Origin of the sequence: Planctomicrobium aquicomposti (genome assembly GCF_051466325.1) — a bacterium.
GTDB lineage: Bacteria > Planctomycetota > Planctomycetia > Planctomycetales > Planctomycetaceae > Planctomicrobium.
In genome coordinates this window covers 703,986-722,421 of record NZ_CP195792.1, presented here as the reverse complement: position 1 = coordinate 722,421, position 18,436 = coordinate 703,986, and the positions used below count along the sequence as shown (strand labels likewise).

The 18,436-nt window shown below is 59.9% G+C and carries 13 protein-coding genes; 7 read left to right on the top strand and 6 right to left on the bottom strand.

Annotated features, from left to right (window positions below; genetic code table 11):
• The first annotated feature begins 110 nt into the window (after positions 1 to 110).
• The 3 genes from SH664x_RS02740 to SH664x_RS02730 all read left to right on the top strand — a co-directional run bounded on the left by SH664x_RS02740 (position 111) and on the right by SH664x_RS02730 (position 4,798).
• Positions 111 to 1,832 (top strand): proline--tRNA ligase, encoded by a 1,722-nt coding sequence (locus SH664x_RS02740; protein WP_437204842.1) that lies wholly within the window; start codon positions 111 to 113, stop codon positions 1,830 to 1,832.
• An 80-nt stretch (positions 1,833 to 1,912) separates the two neighbouring features.
• The gene (locus SH664x_RS02735) at positions 1,913 to 3,391 is read left to right on the top strand and encodes a TIGR04222 domain-containing membrane protein (protein ID WP_437204840.1); all 1,479 of its coding nucleotides are present in this window, start codon (positions 1,913 to 1,915) and stop codon (positions 3,389 to 3,391) included.
• Between the two features lie 78 nt (positions 3,392 to 3,469).
• A complete protein-coding gene (locus tag SH664x_RS02730) occupies positions 3,470 to 4,798 on the top strand; it encodes an alpha/beta hydrolase-fold protein (RefSeq protein ID WP_437204838.1) in 1,329 nt (442 codons plus the stop codon).
• A gap of 121 nt (positions 4,799 to 4,919) precedes the next feature.
• Here the strand turns inward: SH664x_RS02730 and SH664x_RS02725 are convergent, their stop codons facing one another.
• Positions 4,920 to 5,309, bottom strand: coding sequence for a YidH family protein (locus tag SH664x_RS02725; RefSeq protein ID WP_437204836.1), 390 nt, complete (start codon positions 5,307 to 5,309; stop codon positions 4,920 to 4,922).
• 682 nt (positions 5,310 to 5,991) lie between these two features.
• Between SH664x_RS02725 and SH664x_RS02720 the strand changes: the two genes are divergently transcribed.
• Positions 5,992 to 6,336 (top strand): hypothetical protein, encoded by a 345-nt coding sequence (locus SH664x_RS02720; protein WP_437204835.1) that lies wholly within the window; start codon positions 5,992 to 5,994, stop codon positions 6,334 to 6,336.
• Between the two features lie 405 nt (positions 6,337 to 6,741).
• On the opposite strand, the gene nusB is transcribed toward SH664x_RS02720, so the two are convergent.
• Together nusB and ribH are read right to left on the bottom strand one after the other, a co-directional pair.
• A complete protein-coding gene (nusB, locus tag SH664x_RS02715; protein WP_437204833.1) occupies positions 6,742 to 7,242 on the bottom strand; it encodes a transcription antitermination factor NusB in 501 nt (166 codons plus the stop codon).
• A gap of 171 nt (positions 7,243 to 7,413) precedes the next feature.
• Positions 7,414 to 7,890, bottom strand: a complete 477-nt coding sequence (gene ribH, locus SH664x_RS02710; RefSeq protein ID WP_437204832.1) for a 6,7-dimethyl-8-ribityllumazine synthase — start codon at positions 7,888 to 7,890, stop codon at positions 7,414 to 7,416.
• Positions 7,891 to 8,262: 372 nt separating this feature from the next.
• On the opposite strand from ribH, the gene SH664x_RS02705 reads away from it, so the two are divergent.
• Entirely contained in the window at positions 8,263 to 9,369 is a 1,107-nt protein-coding gene (locus tag SH664x_RS02705) for a glucose 1-dehydrogenase (RefSeq protein WP_437204830.1), read from the top strand.
• Between the two features lie 120 nt (positions 9,370 to 9,489).
• A complete protein-coding gene (gene thiL / locus SH664x_RS02700; RefSeq protein ID WP_437204828.1) occupies positions 9,490 to 10,431 on the top strand; it encodes a thiamine-phosphate kinase in 942 nt (313 codons plus the stop codon).
• A gap of 12 nt (positions 10,432 to 10,443) precedes the next feature.
• Here thiL and SH664x_RS02695 read toward each other — a convergent pair whose 3' ends face one another.
• Positions 10,444 to 12,990, bottom strand: a complete 2,547-nt coding sequence (locus tag SH664x_RS02695) for an MMPL family transporter (protein ID WP_437204826.1) — start codon at positions 12,988 to 12,990, stop codon at positions 10,444 to 10,446.
• Positions 12,991 to 13,198: 208 nt separating this feature from the next.
• Positions 13,199 to 14,758 (bottom strand): Ppx/GppA phosphatase family protein, encoded by a 1,560-nt coding sequence (locus SH664x_RS02690; protein WP_437204825.1) that lies wholly within the window; start codon positions 14,756 to 14,758, stop codon positions 13,199 to 13,201.
• A 535-nt stretch (positions 14,759 to 15,293) separates the two neighbouring features.
• Here SH664x_RS02690 and SH664x_RS02685 point away from each other — a divergent pair.
• The gene (locus SH664x_RS02685) at positions 15,294 to 17,339 is read left to right on the top strand and encodes a TolC family protein (protein ID WP_437204823.1); all 2,046 of its coding nucleotides are present in this window, start codon (positions 15,294 to 15,296) and stop codon (positions 17,337 to 17,339) included.
• A gap of 87 nt (positions 17,340 to 17,426) precedes the next feature.
• Here the strand turns inward: SH664x_RS02685 and SH664x_RS02680 are convergent, their stop codons facing one another.
• Positions 17,427 to 18,416 (bottom strand): hypothetical protein, encoded by a 990-nt coding sequence (locus SH664x_RS02680; protein ID WP_437204821.1) that lies wholly within the window; start codon positions 18,414 to 18,416, stop codon positions 17,427 to 17,429.
• Positions 18,417 to 18,436 lie beyond the last annotated feature (20 nt).

The following is an 18,436-nucleotide window of genomic DNA, read 5'->3' as shown; positions in this document are numbered from 1 at the left end:
CTCTTTTCTTGCCGCAATTCATTGTCCGCTCACTCGACAGAGTCCCGTTTCCAGAAGATGATTCGGGGCGAAATCCCATTCTGAAATCGTCCTAGCCGAAGTGATCCCCTATGCGCTGGTCGCAGACCCTGATTCCCACCATGAAGGAAGATCCGAGCGATGCGGAGATTCCAAGTCATCGGCTGATGCTGCGCGCCGGACTGATCCGTCAGTTGATGGCGGGCGCCTATACGTATCTCCCGCTGGGGTATCGGGCACTGCGCAAAGCAGAAAACATTGTGCGGCAGGAGATGGATGCCGCCGGAGCCGTCGAGCTGTTCATGCCCGCACTGCAGCCGATCGAGCTGTTCGAGCGGACCGGTCGTCGCGAAGCCTTCGGCAATGTGCTCATCAACTTTCAGGTGAAGCGCCGCGACCACCGTGTGCATCTGGCGCTCGGCCCCACGCATGAAGAAGTGGTCACCGACCTGATCTCCCGGCTCGTCAGCAGCTATCGTCAGTTGCCGCTGACCGTCTACCAGATTCAGACGAAATTCCGGAACGAAGAACGCCCCCGCTTTGGCGTCCTGCGGACCAGCGAATTCCTGATGAAAGACGCGTACAGCTTCAGTACGTCGGTGGAACAGCTCGACGAAGCCTATCGCAAGATGTACGACGCCTACTGCCGCATCTTCTCCCGCTGCGGACTGGAATACATTCCGGTCGAGGCGGAGAGCGGCCCCATCGGCGGCGATGCATCTCACGAGTTCATGATTCCCGCTGCCAACGGGGAAGACAGCATCGTCCGTTGCCAGAACTGCGGATACGCCGCCAATCTGGAGCGGGCCGAAACCGGACGTTCCGCCCCCGGCGCTCCCGCAGCCAGCAGCACCGAAGTCAAAACGGTCGATACTCCGCACGCCGGCAGCATCGAGCAGGTTTCCCGCATGCTCAAGATCCAGCCTTCACAGCTTGTGAAGACGCTGATCTTCGTGGCGGACGGAGCCCCTGTGGCGGTTCTGCTGCGTGGTGACCATGAGGCCAACGAAGGGAAGATCCGTCGGGCTCTGGGGGCCAGCGAACTCGCCCTCGCCGATGAAGACACCATCCTGAAGGTCACTGGGGCGCCTGTCGGATTCGCCGGGCCCGTCGGTTTGAAATGCCGCCTGATCGCCGACCACGATGCCGCTGCGGTGGTGGATGCCGTCGTCGGCGCCAATGCCAAAGACCAGCACCTGACCGGCGTGAACCGGGGACGCGACTATCAGCTGGAGACGTCGTTCGATCTGCGGAATGCCGCCGATGGTGATCCCTGTCCGCGCTGCAGCGGCACGATGACCTCGGTGCACGGCATCGAAGTTGGCCACGTGTTCAAGCTGGGGACCAAATACACAGTCTCGCTCGATGCGAACTATCTCGATGACAAGGAGCAGCGGCACCCGATCATCATGGGGTGCTACGGGATTGGCGTGAACCGCATCATCGCGGGGCTGGCCGAGACCTGTCATGACGAAAACGGCCTCATCTGGCCGATGTCGGTTGCTCCCTATGAAGTCGAGCTGATTCCACTGAATGTCACCGACCCGGCCGTCATGCAGGTGGCCGAGCAGCTGTACGCGAATCTGAAGACCGCTGGAATCGACGTCCTGATGGACGATCGCGACGCCCGTCCGGGCTTCAAGTTCAAAGATGCGGACCTGATCGGCATTCCCCTTCGCGTGGTCGTGGGTGGCAAGGGGCTGAAGGATGGGGTCGCCGAAGTGAAGTGGCGCACCGAGCAGGATCCGATGCTGATCAAGCTCGACTCTGTGGTCCCGGAAGTGACCCGACTTGTTCGTGAGGCACGTGGCTGAATAGATCAGGGACCTGTTTCCTCCCGTGCCAAGTGGCTCAGAAGTGAGTTTCGTTTCGCACCGCGTAAGGGAGGGCAAGCATGATCGATGCAGACATTCAGGGGCTGGTGGAACGCGTTGAGGCCTTTCGCTTCGACGAGGGAGAACCCCGGTTGACGTTCGCAGCCAGACTGGCCCGCGAACAAGGCTGGACCGAACAGTTCACCGCGCGCGCCATCGCGGAGTATCGACGGTTCGCCGTACTCGCGGTGGCGGCGGGGCATCCGGTCAGCCCCTCCACGGCAGTGGATGAGGTGTGGCACCTGCACCTGATCTACACCCGGTCCTACTGGGACCGGTTCTGCAGCGAAGTGCTCCGAACGAAGCTGCATCACAATCCGACGGCCGGGGGACCTGCAGAACATTTCAAGCATCTGCAGCAATACTCCCGCACGCTGGAGTCATACCAGCAGGTCTTCGGAGTCGATCCTCCGAAGGACCTCTGGCCGACACCGGCCCGGCAGTATTCCGTCTCGTCCGGTTCCCGCTGGAAAGGTCGGCTGCATCTGTTCATGCAGAGAATGAAACGACTCGTGGCCTTCGCCTTCATGCTGCTGGCCCTGTCCGGGTGTCAGGGTCAGAACTGGCAGGCGATCAATGTCTTTGACTGGCCGGGCAAGAAGTTTCTGGCGTTCTATTTTGTCCTGCTGGCGATTGCTATCGCTGCAGGCGCGATCCTGCGACGGGGCTTCACGCGACCGGAAATTGATGACAACCAGCTGGAGCAGCTGGAGAAGCATCCCTATCTGTTGTCGACACTCGCAGGGGGCCCGCGCCTGACAATCGCCACCGCGATGGTCAAAATGATGCAGGAGGGGACGCTGCGGACAGTCGAGCGGGGTGCATCGAAAAAGGTGATGGGAATCGCGATCGCTTCCCCACGAAACTCGCTCGCGAAGGGGTCTGCGGTCGCTGACGATGCCCCTCAGCTGGAAAAGACCGTGCACCTGCTGGCGGGTGTGGCCGGAGAGGTCGAGGCGAAAGAAATCATCGACGGCTCATTGCCGGTCGTGCAGGAGTACGAAGACTACTTACAGGAAGAAGGCTTGCTTGAAGACCCCGACGAGAGCTGGTCGTACCGTCGGGTGCCCGTCACAATCCTGGTGGCCGTGCTGGCCATCGGAGTCGGCAAGTTCGCTGTCGGCCTCGCCAGAAACAAGCCCGTGCAACTCCTGTTTTACCTGTTGGTGGCCTGCATTGTTGCCATCGTCTTCATGGCGAAGAAACGTCGCACAACTCCTCGGGGAAGTCAGATCGTCAGTGAACTGCGCAGCCGTCACCGGTCACTGCGAGACCGTGTGAATTCGCCAGAGGAGACAGCCATTGTTCCCCTGATGCTGGCGACGGGTCTCTTCGGGGTCGCTGCCCTGAAGAATAATGCGGTGGCCTCGCAGACGTTTCATGTCCTGCGGGATGGCGGCGAATTGGCTGCGGCGGGAGGGATGGCCGATTCTTCAACAGGGTGCAGCGGAGGCGGGGGCTGTGGCGGTGGGGGCTGCGGAGGCTGCGGCGGCGACTGACTTCCCGTGATGCCGGTGAATGGCTTACAACGGGTTGAAGTCTCCCCGTTTTCTTCCCGCCCGATGAGGTCCTAAACCATGCGCATCGCCCCTCTCATACTTCCGGCAATCCTGTTGCTGTCGGCTCCTGCTTTCGGGCAGACCATCAAGTCCGTGAAAGATGCTTACGACGTGCTGCATGCGTCGACTCCCTTGTCTGCGGAAGGGGCTGCCGAGCTGCAGAAATTCGTTGAGGCCAAATACAAGTCGGAAGACCTGACCAAGGGGAACCACAAGCACCTGCAGCAGAAGGCCGACGACGGTGGGGGCTATGGCTTTTTGTGTCTGAGGGCGCCACAGGCCAGGCAGGTCAGCGTCGCTGGCGACCGAGGATATCTAGTCCCGATGACCCGTCTTCCCGGGACTGACCTGTGGGTCTGGGCGGAGAAGTTTGCCGAGAACACCGGAATCCATTACCGGTACGACGTCGACGGACGGCGATTTGTCGGCGGACGAGCTCCCCGCATGGGCTTCGAAAACTATCCGCTGGGGCCCGATGGCCTGGAACAGCCGGGAGTCCCCAAGGGGCAGATCCTGGAAATGGGAGTCTTCAGCAGTCAGAAGCACTTCCCCGGGACCGAACGCAAATGGTGGATCTACATCCCTGCTCAATACAACCCAGCCGCGAAAAAGCAGGCGAGCCTGATGGTCGTGAATGACGGGGGTGGCTTCTACAAGGGAGAAGGGAGCGTCAGTACCGTTCTCGACAATCTGATTCACCAGAGGAAAATTCCCGTGACGATTGCGGTCTTCATCGATCCGGGAGTCTTCCCCGCCAAAGAGGCGGGCAAAGATCCTGTGAGCAATCGCAGCAACGAATACGACACCTGCACCCCGCGCTATGCGAACTTTCTGGATGAGGAAATCCTGCCGATCGTGCGGGATCGGTTTCCCCATTCTTCCAACCCCTGGGATCATGCCATCATGGGCTCATCCTCCGGAGCGAGCTGCGCGTTCACTGCTGCGTGGCATCGCAACGATCTGTTTCGCCGGGTCATCAGCTTTGTCGGCTCCTACTGCGATTTCCGGCCGCTGAACAGCTATCCGGAATACGGCGGAGCCCTCAAGCTCGACAAGGATGACTATGGTCCGTGGAAAACGGCGCACGATTACCCGGCCCTCATCCGCAAGACCAATCCGCGAAAAGAAATCCGGGTCTTCCTCCAGGACGGCGAGAACGATGTGAACAACACGCTCGGGAACTGGTGGCTGGCCAATCAGCAGATGGCGTCGGCACTCTCCTTCGCCGGATATGACTACCGCTTTGCCACATCGACCGGCGTGCACTCCAAGCGGCACGGCATGTCGATCTTTCCGGAGATCATGACCTGGGTCTGGAGCAACGAGCACTCGGTCGGCGAGAACTGAAACCCGCCCACCACCGCAGGCAGCGACACACGGCACCCGTCTCACTGAGAGGCGGGTGTTTTTTCATTTCCGGACACTCCGCAACAGCCCCCACAATGACCGCCCCCACAGACGAGACGCATCAGCCCTCAAACGCTCCCAGCCCCAACACCAGATAAACCGCCATCAGGAGACCAATCGCCGCCAGAATCAGAGCGACCACGGTTCCCAACGAGAAAAATGAAGCGGGCAGCGGCAGTCCCTCGGAGAGTCGCTGCAGTTCACGACGATGCTTGATTGTCGCGGCGATATTGACGACCACCCCCAGGATCAGCAGGGCCGTCCCCGCCCAGAGCGACGCCCCTTGCGAAGGGGGAACGGGTTCTCCCCGGGCTGCGATCAGCTCCCGCATGAAGACGCCAAAGCGGGCGACCACAAATCCAAACCCCATTAGCGCCAGACCGGTCCTGATCCAGGCGAGCAAGGTCCGTTCGGCGGCGTAAAGCGTGGCGGCATCGAGGGGTGATTTCATCGGACTGATTTCAACAGGGTGCTGGATCGCTGGCAAGCATCGGCCCCAGAGACCTGCTGCAGCTGAGACAGAATGTTCAACAGCGTCTGACATCGCGTTAAGATGCCGAAACACCACAGGCAGGCGACGCGAACGGTGCGTTTTCGCACCGTAATTCAAAGCGAGCCACAACACTCGACTGCTACTTAGATTGCGATCGAAGTCGAGTGGCGAATCATCATGCCACGGGCAGGGAACGTCTCCTTTTGGCATCACCCCTGCATGATCAACCCAGATCGACCGGATTCCAAACACGCTGCCTCCACCGAAACTTGCGAAAAGAGTGACGCCGAACCGGGCGTTGGTCCCCTTCCAGTTTCGCGACGGGTGCCTGCGTGTTCGAGAAATTGAATGCGACCATTTCCGCAATGTCAGGCTCGCTTGGCGCGCTGCGGGTCGGTCTGTCCCGGCATGATTCTCGATTCTGCGCTGCTACTTCAGCTGCCGCAGCCGTTTAGGTTGCGCTGCCAGTTCTTCGTGCCGCCGCTCGGCACACCCTCTGCGAAATGGATTCTCTGTTCAGGCAGGATCAGCTGCCATCTCACCCGCATCGGGTGACCACCGTTTCCGCTGCGTCTCTCTGCCGCGAAACGGCTTGGTTCTCCATCACGCTACAAAGAATCGAATCGAGGGAAACTGCACTATGAACACAACTTTGAACGCTCTCTGGAATGACGAGGCCGGCTTCGTCGTTTCCGCCGAGCTGGTGCTGGTGGCGACCATCGTGGTCATCGGCATGATCGTGGGACTCAGCGAAGTGCAGCATGCCGTGGTTGCCGAGCTGAACGATGTGGCCGACGCGATCGGCGCGGTGAACCAGAGTTATTTCTTCAGCGGATTCCGGGCGGTCAAGAAAGGTGGACACGCCAAGTCTATGACCGTGGGCTCCGCATTCACCGATGTCCAGGACGACTGCGATAACAATCAGTGCGACATCAGCTGCGATCCTGCGAAGCCGGAAGCCCCCAAGGGTGGACATCACTGGTAATCCGCAACAGATCGCAGTGCAAGCAGAGTGAAAAATCAGCTTGAGGTGAGACGAGCTGATCGTGAGTGAGTGAGTGAGTGAGTGAGTGAGTGAAACTGGTTGAGTGAGACGCCAGGCCCGTCGGCATGTTTGCCGGCGGGCCTTCGCGTTTTGACCCGCGATCATCAGCCGGAGCGGCCTGTCCTCTTTTCTGAGCCCGCACAGCCAGCGTCTCGTATGCTGCCCTGCTCACTTCCGCGTGGCGAGAACGGATAGGTCACCAGCCGAAGTGCTGTGACAGTTCACAACCACCGATGCCCACAGCCACGCGCGCACAGCAATTCCCCAAAAGGCAGAGCAGCGGAGCGCAGTCGCGGCATTCCTCGCGCGGACCGGCTCAGGGAAGCGATGGTCAACGAGAGAGGTTTATTCCTCTTCGTCCGTAGAGGAATTCGGTTCCTGAGGAGCTTCGGGCGGAGGAGGAGCATCGACCGGAGGTGGTGAAGAACGTTGTCGACCCGGTTGCCGCCGTTCACTGGGAACCAGCCGATCCAGCAGTCCGTTGACGAACTGCGACGACTGACTGCTGCCGAACTTCTTGGCGAGCTCAATCGCTTCGTCGATCACCACACCGACGGGAGTGGTCGTCTTCAGGAGCTCAAAGGCTCCCAGCCGCAACACAGCCCGATCCGTGGCCGCCATACGGCTCAGCTTCCAGTTCTCCGCGACGGACTGAATCCGTTCATCCAGCTCCGCGCGGTGTTCCATGACGCCGGCAAACAGCCACCAGGTGAAACCCTTCAGATCCTCATCGTTCAGACGGTCGGCGATCATGTTGCGCACCATCCGCCCGTCCACATCAGGGTTCAGATCGACCTGATAGAGCATCTGAATTGCAACCTGGCGTCCTTTGCTACGTTTGGCCATACCTCGATTGTATCCTCAATTCCGCGGTGACTGCCCGTCCGGCGGACTTCATGCTTCAAATTTGAAAAGTTGATGATTCACTGCTGCTCAGGAGGGGGCAGTGCGGTTCAGGCAGGTCGGGCACCGGAGGGGCGCATCCGCAGGGGTCATTCCTCGGGGAGCGCAGGGGCCTCAGCGTTCTGCCAGTTGCTTCAGCACATTTGCGGTTTCAAGGGCGGCGAGGGCCGCTTCCGCCCCCTTATTGCCCATTTGGCCCCCCGCGCGCTGCAGTGCCTGATCCATATTACGGCAGGTCAGCACGCCAAACAAGACGGGGACTCCGCTGTTCTGGGCAGCCACCGTCAGCCCCTGAGCCACCGCGTGATTGATGTAATCGTGGTGGTCTGTATCCCCCTGCACAACCGCCCCTAAGGCAATCACAGCAGAATACTTGTGACTATTAGCCAGTTTTGTGGCCACCACCGGGAGCTCAAAGGCTCCCGGCACCCAGGCGACGGTAATGTGACTTTCCGCCACCCCGTGACGGACCAGAGTCTCCACCGCCCCGCTCAGCAGGGGGCGAGTCACCTCTTCGTTGTACCGGGAGACCGCGATCGCAAAACGGTCGTCCGCTGTCACGCGGAGCTTCCCCACAATCTGCTCAACCATTGCACGCACACTCAGTTTCAACGGACGAAAACGGCGAACTCCCAGTGTACCGCAGCGACGATCCCGGATCTACAGGACCCGCCTCACCCGGCTGCGAGACATGCCGTCCAGCACTCTCCGGACGCGCCACGTGGAGTCACCCTTTCCGTTGATCCTGGCGGGAGCCGCCCCGACCACCTGAAGTCCGTCCCTCTCTTTTCACCCGGTGACTCCAGGCATTCAAACGGATCACTGCAGATTGACAGAATCCCAAGAGGATCGCGATGCTACGGGCCAGACATGGCCGGGTGGTGCGGCTTCAACCGATTTCCGCGCTGCCCATTTCACCGACCTCTGAAACACCCTGCGCCCCTGTTTGAGCGACCGACATTCATGAAAGCTCTTGCTGTCCATCCTGGTCGTCCCCACAGCGCCCATCTGGCGGAGATCCGCGAGCCCCGGGTCTCCGATGTGCCGGGAGGCCGGGGTGTCCTAGTGAGGACGCTGCAGGTCGGCGTGGATGCGACCGATGCCGAAATCAATGAAGCCCTCTACGGACGGGCACCGGAAGGGGACGACTACCTCGTGCTGGGACACGAAGTCTTCGGCAGAGTCGAAGAAGTCGGCCCCGAGGTCAAAAACGTTCAGCCCGGAGACTATTGCACCTGCACTGTCCGCCGCCCGGGCCCCACGCTGTTCGATCAGATCGGCCGCAATGACATCACCAGTCATGATGTCTACTACGAGCGCGGGATCAACCTGCGACACGGTTTTATGACGGAGCGTTTCGTCGACGATGCCGAGTTCATCGTCAAGGTCCCCGTCGGCCTGAAGCACCTGGGCGTGCTGGCTGAACCGGCGAGTGTCTGTGCGAAGGCCATCGAACAGGCCGAACTTGCACAACAACGTCTGCAGATCTGGGAACCGAAGCTCGCCTTCGTGACAGGTGCCGGACAGATCGGATTGCTGACCTCGCTGATGTTGCGACTGCGGGGGCTGGAGGTTTATACACTCGCCCGCACTCCCGAGCCGGGTCTGCGGGAAGAGATTCTGAACGGCTACGGCGCGCACTACATCAGTACCCGTCAAACACCGATGGAAGAACTCGTGAAACGGGTCGGTCGTCCGGACCTGATCGTCGAAGCGACCGGTAACAGCGCTGTCGCCTTCGAATGCATGCAGCACCTGAATTTGAATGGTGCTCTCGTCTGGACCAGCGTGACGGGAGGAAGCCGACAGCTCTCCGGTTTTCCTTCCGACAAAGTGAACCTCGAGTGGGTTCTCGGAAACAAGTTGCTGCTCGGTAGCGTAAATGCCAATCGCAAACACTTCGCGAGAGGACTCTCCGACCTCTCGCTGGGCGAGGTGATGTTCCCCGGTGTCACGTCGAAAATCCTGACCACACCGATCGACGGATACGAGCAGCCCGAACTGATCATGCGGGAGCTGACCGAAAACAAGTCGGCTCTCAAAGTCTACGTGAATGTTTCCGCGGAATAGTGCAGACAGACCTGGCATCTGCCCATCGTCACCAGGCGGCTTTGTGCCCGTGATCGGCCGAGACGCCTGCTGCAGTGGGCGTGCGAATTCTCCGTTGCCAGCGACGAACGGAAGTGACACATGACGACGACACCGTTCGCGAATTCCCCGGAGTTCTCGTTCATCGATTGGGTGCGAGAACAGGCCCCGCTGCGCGATGACGTGCTGCTCGGAATCGGCGATGATGCCGCAGTCCTGGACCCGGCCGGCCGACGAACGGTTGTCACGGTCGATGTGATCACCGATCAGGTCGACTTCGACCTGCAGCAGACCCTTCCGGAACGGATCGGCCGCAAGGCGCTGGCAGTCAATCTCAGCGATCTGGCCGCCATGGCCGCCGAACCGTGTGCCGCTTTCGTGGGACTGGTGCTTCCTCGTTCTCTCTCCCGATCGTCTCTCGAGCGGATCTACGCGGGAATGTTCGAACTGGCTCGGGAATGGAACGTGGCCATTGCGGGGGGCGACACCAACAGCTGGGATGGTCCACTCGCGTTGAGCGTGACATTGCTGGGTTGGAGCGAACGCCGGAAGCCGTTGACCCGCGCGGGGGCCCGACCCGGCGACTGGATCTTCGTGACCGGCGGGCTGGGGGGCTCGCTTCCATCGGACCGGCATCTCACCTTTGAGCCCCGCATCCGGGAAGCGCAGCTGCTGGCGTCAACCTATGACCTGCACGCGCTCATGGACATCAGCGATGGCCTGAGCAGCGATCTCTTTCACATCCTCAATGCCAGTCAGGTGGGGGCGGAACTCGACGGGGACGCCATCCCCATTCACGCCGATGTTGATCGGCAGCTGCCGCAGCGGGAGCGTCTGCTCCACGCTCTCAATGACGGCGAGGACTTTGAATTGCTGTTCACAGTTTCTGCCGCAGACGGTCAGCGACTGCTGAACAATTCACCGCTGGCGATTCCCGTAACGAAAATCGGAGTGGTCACCCGGGGCAGTGCGGCGACCATCGTTGTTGAAGGGGAACGTCTCCCCCTTCAACGTGGTGGCTGGTCGCATCAATTCGGCAGCTGAAGATTGAATCCTTCAGGCGGCCAGAGACTCTGACTTTGCCGGGGCGCCGAGGAATCGACCCACCCTGCCGAACCGTCCGCTGTAGAGCAGGATCAGGTACGAAGGAACCAGAATCGGGCGAACCACGAAGGTGTCGAGCAGTACGCCAAACCCGAGGGCGAAACCGAGCTGCACCATTCCCAGCAATGTGCCGGACATCAGGGAGAAGAACGTTCCCGCCATGATGATTCCGCAGCTGGAGATGATCCCGCCGGTCTTGGTCAGGGCGGTCAGCACGCCCCCCACGAGACCATGCTTTTCCTGTTCTTCCGTGACACGTGCCATGAGCAGGATGTTGTAATCCTCCCCCATCGCAATCAGGATCGTGAACAGGTAAATCGGAACCTTCCAGTCGATGCCGTTGAACCCCGCCGGATCGCGGAGATAGAAGACGAGGAACGTCGCCCCCAGTGTAACCAGATAGCTGAAGACGACGCTGATGATCAGGTAGCCGCAGACTTCTGGTTCCCGCAGCAGCGTGACCAGCACCAGATAAACCGACACGACCACGAGCAGGTCGATGACGATCCGGTCACGATCGGTGACCGATTTCAGATCGCGGATTCCGGCAGTGGTTCCCATTGGCAGAATGCGGGCGGTGCGCCGCAGGGCATCCTGCTCCCCTTCCGGAGCGTCCGGGTTAAGAGGGATCGCCTCGCGGACTGCCCCCTCCACACTTCCCAGCAGCTCGATTGCTTCGCGGGTGAAGGGATCGCGATCCAGCACAAAATCGAGTCGCATCACTTCCCCCGCCAGCGGACCTTGCGTGGCGGTGTAGGTCTGGTGGGCAATCCGACGGGTCGGTCCCCGCTTGATCAGCGGCAGGCTCGACATGTATTTGGCAGCCTCTTCGGTCGTCCCCAGCGGATGGATCTGATTGCGGATATCCACAATGTCGAGATCTTCCTTCTGGGCCGACATCGTCTCGGAGATCTGCTTGCTGAGCTGACTCGCCAGAGTGATCTGGGTGAGATCCTGTCCGTCATACTGTTTTTCCAGAGCCTCGCGATCGAAGTGCACCAGCATTGTGACCGGACCGGTCACTCCGGCGGCGAAATGCTTCTGGACGACCTTGGCCCCGACGACACTCGGTTCGTTCTGGGGAAGGTCAGTCAACAGACCGTAGCTGAGATCATTCTGGAATGCGGCTCCCACGACAGCCAGCGGCATCATGATCAGCACGGTCGCCAGAAACACGAAGCCCGGTCGACGCTGCAGCAGGTTGGCAGTCCACTGCCAGCCCTGGTCGAGCCAGCGTTGATCGCGAATTTTGCTCCACAGACTGGCGCTAGGGACCCAGCCGGCCCGGTAGGCCACTTCGTCACGCCGGACATCCGGCCAGAAGGCCCATTTCCCCAGAATCAGCAGAAACGCCGGGGTGAAGGTCAACACAAAGCAGAGTGACACGAACAGACCGAACGAGATCGCGAAGCCGGCCTGCCGGAATTTTCCAAAGTCTGAAAAGCCCATCATCCCGATCCCGATGATGCTCGTTCCCGCACTGGTGGCAAGAGCGGCACCGACCCGGTAGATGGATCGCATCATCGCTTCCGCGTTGGTGATGCCGGTATCCAGCTCTTCCTTGTAGCGGGCGATCAGGAACAGGCAGTAGTCGATCCCCGCACCGTAGACCACCACGGTGACATAGACTTCCAATCCGGTGAAGATGTCGATCCAGCCCAGTCCGGCCAGAATCCGCAGCAGAGCCTGTGTCAGAGCAAGGGCGATTCCCACCGTTGCCAGCGGGACGACGACCAGCAGCGGGGCGCGATAAATGGCCAGCAGCAGCACGATCACCAGCAACTTGGTGAACAGTTCGGTTCGACTGGCGCTGGTGACTTCCGCTTCCAGCATGTCACGGCCGACTGTGGCCGAACCGCTCAGGGCCATGGCCAGACCGAGCGGCTTCTGTTTGAGAATTTCCGGATCCTTGAGCAGATCCTCCACGCGATGCAGCACCACCACGTTCTTGCGATTGAGGAACTCTGTCTTCAGGTCGATAACGACGAGTGTCGCCTGCTTGTCCTGACTGACGAGCAAAGGTCCGATGCGGCGATCGTCGTACGTCGCCACCGCGGCAATGACCTGCTCCGACTCGGGGATTTCGGAGAATGAGGACTTCAGCAGATCGCGATGCCCCGCGGGCGTGGTCCGCTGAATCTCATGCAACGCTGGAATCAGGGTCTCGCTGATGAAGGCCCGGTCGGCATCATTGATCCCGGATTTGCGCTCCGGTCGTTCAAGCACAATGACAATGTTGCTGCCCAGCGGGTCCTGCTTGACGGATTTCCCACCCTCGGTCGCTTCTTCTTCCGTCGGGGGGGCAGAGGCGAACGCCTCGCGATAAAGCAGTTCCGCCTGTCGGCTCGAAGATTCTTCCGGCAGGAAGGAGAACTCGCCATCCTTCCACACCTCTTGAAAGGTTGGCGAAAGTTTGACGGCAGTTACCACCACGACCAGCCAGACGCAGATCCAGGTTTTGGGGTAGCGGCTGACAATTTCACCGAGTTTCTTATACATCGTGAAAATTCTCGTCCGGTGAAAAGTGGCCGCTGAGGCTGATCCCTGAAAAACTTTCGAACCGTAGCTCCCCAAGCATTTTCGGTCAATGTCTTTACCGCGGCAGGAGCGCGGAGTCAGAGCATGAGACTGAAACCGAAGTGAGACCCCAGCGACAGCGGATCGCTGCTGGCAGAGACCTTCCTTGGCAACGCATGTTCAGGACAAGTTACAGCTGGGAGCTCGATTCGGCCGGTGCGGCTTTCACTTGAGCGCGCAGCAGCACATCGAGTCCAAAAATATATTCGAAGAACTGACGGTTCCGTCTCAAGGCAATTTGCTCAATTGAGAGATCATCGACGTAAGGAACCGTGATGACGAGCCGGTCACGCACGCGCGTACATTCAATCTGGCGGATTCGCTGACTGCGCGAGGCATCCAAAGCAATGGCGATGCGCAATATTGCAGCAAGTTTGGAAATGATCACCCGCCGCACCCGGTCCATCGACGCGTACGGCTGGTGAGTGGTCTTCGGCAAAGATCGCCGGTGATAACGAGCCACCAGAGCCACCAGCAGCAGATCATCCGCCGTCAGCCCGAACAGGCTGCTGTTCATGATCAGGTACATCGAGTGCTTGTGCAGACTCGACGAGTTGATATAGCCCCCGCTCTCGTGCAGGGCCGCAGCAACATAGAGCAAGGTCTCGTACCGGTCTTCCAGTTCGTGTTCTTTCCGGAGCTGCCGGAACAACTGACGACAGAGTTCCGCCACATTGCGGGCGTGATCCTGATCGACATCGTAGCGGCGGGCCAGTTCCCAGGTGGCACGAATGATCTGCTTCTGGAAGTCGTCCGTCCAAGTCCCGCTTTCGGACATGTCACGGATCAGTCCTTCCCGCAGGTTCACGTTACAGACGAGCAGCCGGTCGACCCCCAGCAATTCGGCGATCTTCAGATTCGCCAGCAACGCCGCGCCGACGGTCTCCGCCTCGGGAAACGTCAGATGAAAGCGATTGACGAGCCCTTCTTCGGTACGGGCGAAAATCTCATCAACAAACCTGCCCAGCTCCCCCAGTTTCAATTCAACCAGCCGATCATGGGTCACGCGCTCTTTCAGGATCTCCTCGGCAGCAAAGCGGATGTCCCCACCCATCGTGACGAGATTCACCGACGGGTATTTGCGCAGAATCTCGGTAAACGGCTCCAGCTGGCTGTGGATCTCCCCCTCCAGAATCATCCGGATCTTGTTTCGGGGAACATGATGCAGACTCAATGTCTGCTGAAGCCGGAGCGAGCCAAGCCGGAATGCATGCGAGTAGGCGACGTTTCCCTGCTCGATCGTCAGCAGTTCGGTATTACCCCCGCCCACCTCGACGATGATGGACGGAATCCGATGCAGCCCTTCCTGACCTTTCAGCAGCGGCTGCACCCCTCGATAGGTGATCCGGTGAACCTCGGCCTCATCGAGAGTTTCGACGGAAAGCCCGGTGGCGACGTAGATCCGGTCGACAAACGTGATCCGGTTCTGCGCTTCGCGGACGGCACTGGTCGCGACGACTCGAATATCTTCAGCACGGGAAATCCCGTATTCGTCCAGCTTGCGACGATACGACCGGAGCACCGACACGCATTCTTCGATCGTGGTGCGGGAAATCTCGGCGGTGGTGAACGTGTCTTTCCCGAGATGGACCGCCTGAGAGAGCGTTTCCAGGCGGCGAATCGTCCCTTCGGCCTGGATTTCGGCGATCGCCATGCGGATTGACGTGGCCCCCACGTCAATCACGGCCACGGTTCGAACTCGGCCGGAAGGCCCACGGAAGGGAATATTCACGATGCAGAACTTTCGACAGCACACCGGGAAGCAGAAATCGACTGGATCCGCCTGAATCATCACTGATTCTGCAAACCGGGTCTACTCCAGCGGCGGCAGAGCCAATCCCGCATCAGCTGATCTGCGGATTTTGATAACAGAATCCAGTTTCCCTCGCTTCGCGAGCGTCAAACTCACCCTCACCGGCAATCTTGCTGGAAAAGCTCGCATGAGACGCATACCTGCAACGGTTGTTCCGGTAAGGCAATTCAGGGGCAGTAACCGGATCGCAGCGGTAAGACCTCCGGCATGCCCTTTGACAGTGGTATGTCGTGAATGAATCAATCATCAGCTGACGGTTAAGGCGACGATAGTTCGAAACTGAATAACAGAGCAGGAGATTCGGGCATTCGTTGCGTGGAGGTTTCCGTTCAGACGGAACACGCAACGTGCACGGAATCAGGCACAGCAAGGATGTTGTGCTGAGGTCGATGGGCGGAAGGAGCTGCCACAGATGCTAGGAAGCTTGAAGAAAAGACGACTCCGGAAGGCTGCACTCGCCGCGCTGCTGGCGTGGATGATGCCCGGATGTGTCCGCGATCGGGCTGACGTGTTCTACCTCGGCAAGGAACAGCGGAACACGTACAAGGCCCACGCCACCGAGCTATCGTATCCGAACGTTGCCGATACCCCGCCCCCACAGGTCACGGGAACGGCACCGCCTCACACGATTCTGGAAACCGACGAAATCCCGATCCGGGATATTTCACTGGCCGAAACCATTCAGATCGGACTGGCGAACAGCCAGGTTCTGCGGACCGCCGGCGCGTTCCTGACGCCTACCAATCCGTTGCTGGCCGTCCCCAACGTCATTCCCTCAACGCTCGATCCGGCCATTCAGGAGACCGGGGTCCTGTTCGGAAACCGCGGTGTGGAAGCGGCCCTCTCCGCCTTCGACGCTCAGGTGAATGCCAGCGTCATCACCGGGAAAAACGAGGTCTATCAGAACAGCCCATTCGTCACCAACAGCGGTGTTCTGAATTCCGATGCCACTGCCTTCAACGCCTCACTCAGCAAGATCTTTGCGAACGGGGGCTCGATCTCGGTCAATCACAACGTCAACTATCTGGGCAGCAACCAGCTGAACCAGCTGTATCCCTCGACCTACGCTGGGAACGTTGGAATCGAATATCAGTTGCCGTTGTTGGCGGGGTCCGGAACGGAATTCACCCGGATTGCCGGTCCGATCGGCCAGTCCTTCGGCGGGCTGACCGGGGTCTCCCAAGGGGTGATCATTGCCCGTATCAACAATGACATCTCGATTGCAGACTTTGACTTCGCACTGCGGGTGCTGGTCCGGGACATTGAAGATGCGTACTGGAACTTGTATCAGGCCTACCGCAATTACCATACGGCGGTGACGGCCAAAGACTCCTCGCTGCTGACGTGGCGCATCGCCGATCTGCAGCTGCAGGGAGGAGTGCGGACCAGGGCGGAAGTCGCTCAGGCACGCGACCAGTATTTCGGGACCGAAGCGGCCTCCCTGAATGCCCGCTCGAATATCTTCTCGGCGGAAATCCGGCTGCGACGCCTCATCGGACTCGCCGCCAATGACGGAACAACATTGCGTCCGCTGGACGAACCGGTTTCGGCACAGCTGATTCCCGACTGGTACGCCTGTCTCACCGAAGCGCTCACCGAGCGTGTGGAGCTGCGGCGGCAGAAGTGGAACCTGAAGAGTCTGGAACTCCAACTGGTTGCGGCGAAGAGTCTGGTGCAGCCCCGGTTGGACTTCATCTCCGGCTATCAGATCAACGGCTTCGGCGACAATCTCGCCGGCGGAAGCGTGCAGGGAGCCCCGAACAACTTCTACGGCTCAATCGGAGAAGCAGACCAGACCGGCTGGAATCTCGGTGTGCAGTTCAACTGGAACATCGGTTTCCGTTCGGCTCTGGCTCAGGTCCGGAACTACGAACTGCGGATCTCCAAGGCCCAGCTGGTGCTGCAGGAGCAGGAGAAGGAAATTTCTGCCGAGCTGGCGGTTTCGTTCCAGGAACTGGCACGAGCCTACAACACGGCCGAAACCAATATGAACCGGCTGATCGCAGCCCGCGAAAACGTGAAATATCTCGAACCGAACATCCGTGAAGGAACGGTGCTGCTCGACGAACTGTTGCGGGCCCAGTTGCGGCAGGCGGAGGCGGAGGTGGCGTATTACACGAGCCTCGTCGATTACAACAAGGCACTGAACGATCTCCAGTATCGCAAAGGAACCATCCTGCGGCACAACGCCATCTTCATGGCGGAAGGTCCCTGGTGTCCCGAGGCCTATCTGGATGCCCAGCGAATCGCCGACGAGCGGAATCACGCCCGCGAGACCGACAAACTGGAAGCCATTCCGGAACCGTTCTCGACTCAGGCTCCGGTGGGAGGGGTGTTCTTCACCAATCCCGAAGCGGCTCCGGGGTTCGCCCCGACACCGGCCGCGGAACTGGCCGACCCGCAGGCAGCGATGGATCTGCCTCCGCGTAAAGTCGACGGGGACGACATCCAGAACTGAATTCGGTCGGCTGTCCCCGGAAGACGGTCAACGGTTGGCTGAACAGCGTGTCAGCCAACCGCTGCGGCGGAGCGGTCGTGGCCGTCCTTACGGAGCACTCCGGGGAACGGCAGACGGGGTGGACGAGCCCATCCCGGCGGCGGCATTGATCATCTCCAGATACATGAGGGTGTCATCCTTCTCTTCGTATCCGGGGACGGCGATATAAGCAAACTGCTGGGCAGCCACCGGCTGGTCCAGCACCACGTTCTGAAACTTCACAGAAATCATTTCGTGGTATTTTTTGGCGTCTTGCGTCGCACGCTTGAAGTAACGGAACCGTTCCGGAAACAGGGTCTCCTTGGCGAAATAGACCCGGACGGTATCGGGCAGAAAGCCCGCCAGCTGCCCACCCAGTCCCCCGAGTCCCATGATCAGGGACTGAGCCTGGTCGGCTCTCCAGCGTCCCTGAACGACGAGATACTCCCGGCCATCGACCGTTTCCGGGCGCATCGCATCGAAAATCATCGTCCGTTCCAGCGAAGCCAATACCGACGGCAGCCCCCCCAGTCCGATCTCGGCAGCCCGGAGTGCCACAGGCCGATCCTGATGCAGACGGGCTTCCCGGAGAATCTTCTGGATGTCTCGCCGGCTCAGTTCGATGTCCGGCTTGGAATCGGACTGCAGAGACGGACGGGCTTCGGCCACTTTCCGCACGGTGTGCAGAATCTGGCCGTCACAGACCTCGAGAAATGTTCCCTCCAGATCCTCCAGCTTGGCGACATATTCCAACCGGTAGCGAAAGTCGGAGGCAGAGAGGTAAGTTCCCTCGGAGTGGAACGAGTAATCACCGATGGAAACGTCCTGCACCATGTTGGCGCGAACGGACTGGTGCTGATACAGGCGTTCGCGAGCCTGCTTGACCACGGCCACCGCCTGTGGATCCTCTTTGATAACCACTTCTGCAGGAGGGGTTTGCGTCGCGGGAGCTGCCGCAGATGGGGGCGTTTCCGACTCCGCCTGCCAGGCGTAAACGGTTCCCACTCCACCCAGAACAAGCAGGGCAATCGTGGCTGTGAAGATGGGATGATTGTTCATGTTGTCGTGAAAATAGTGGT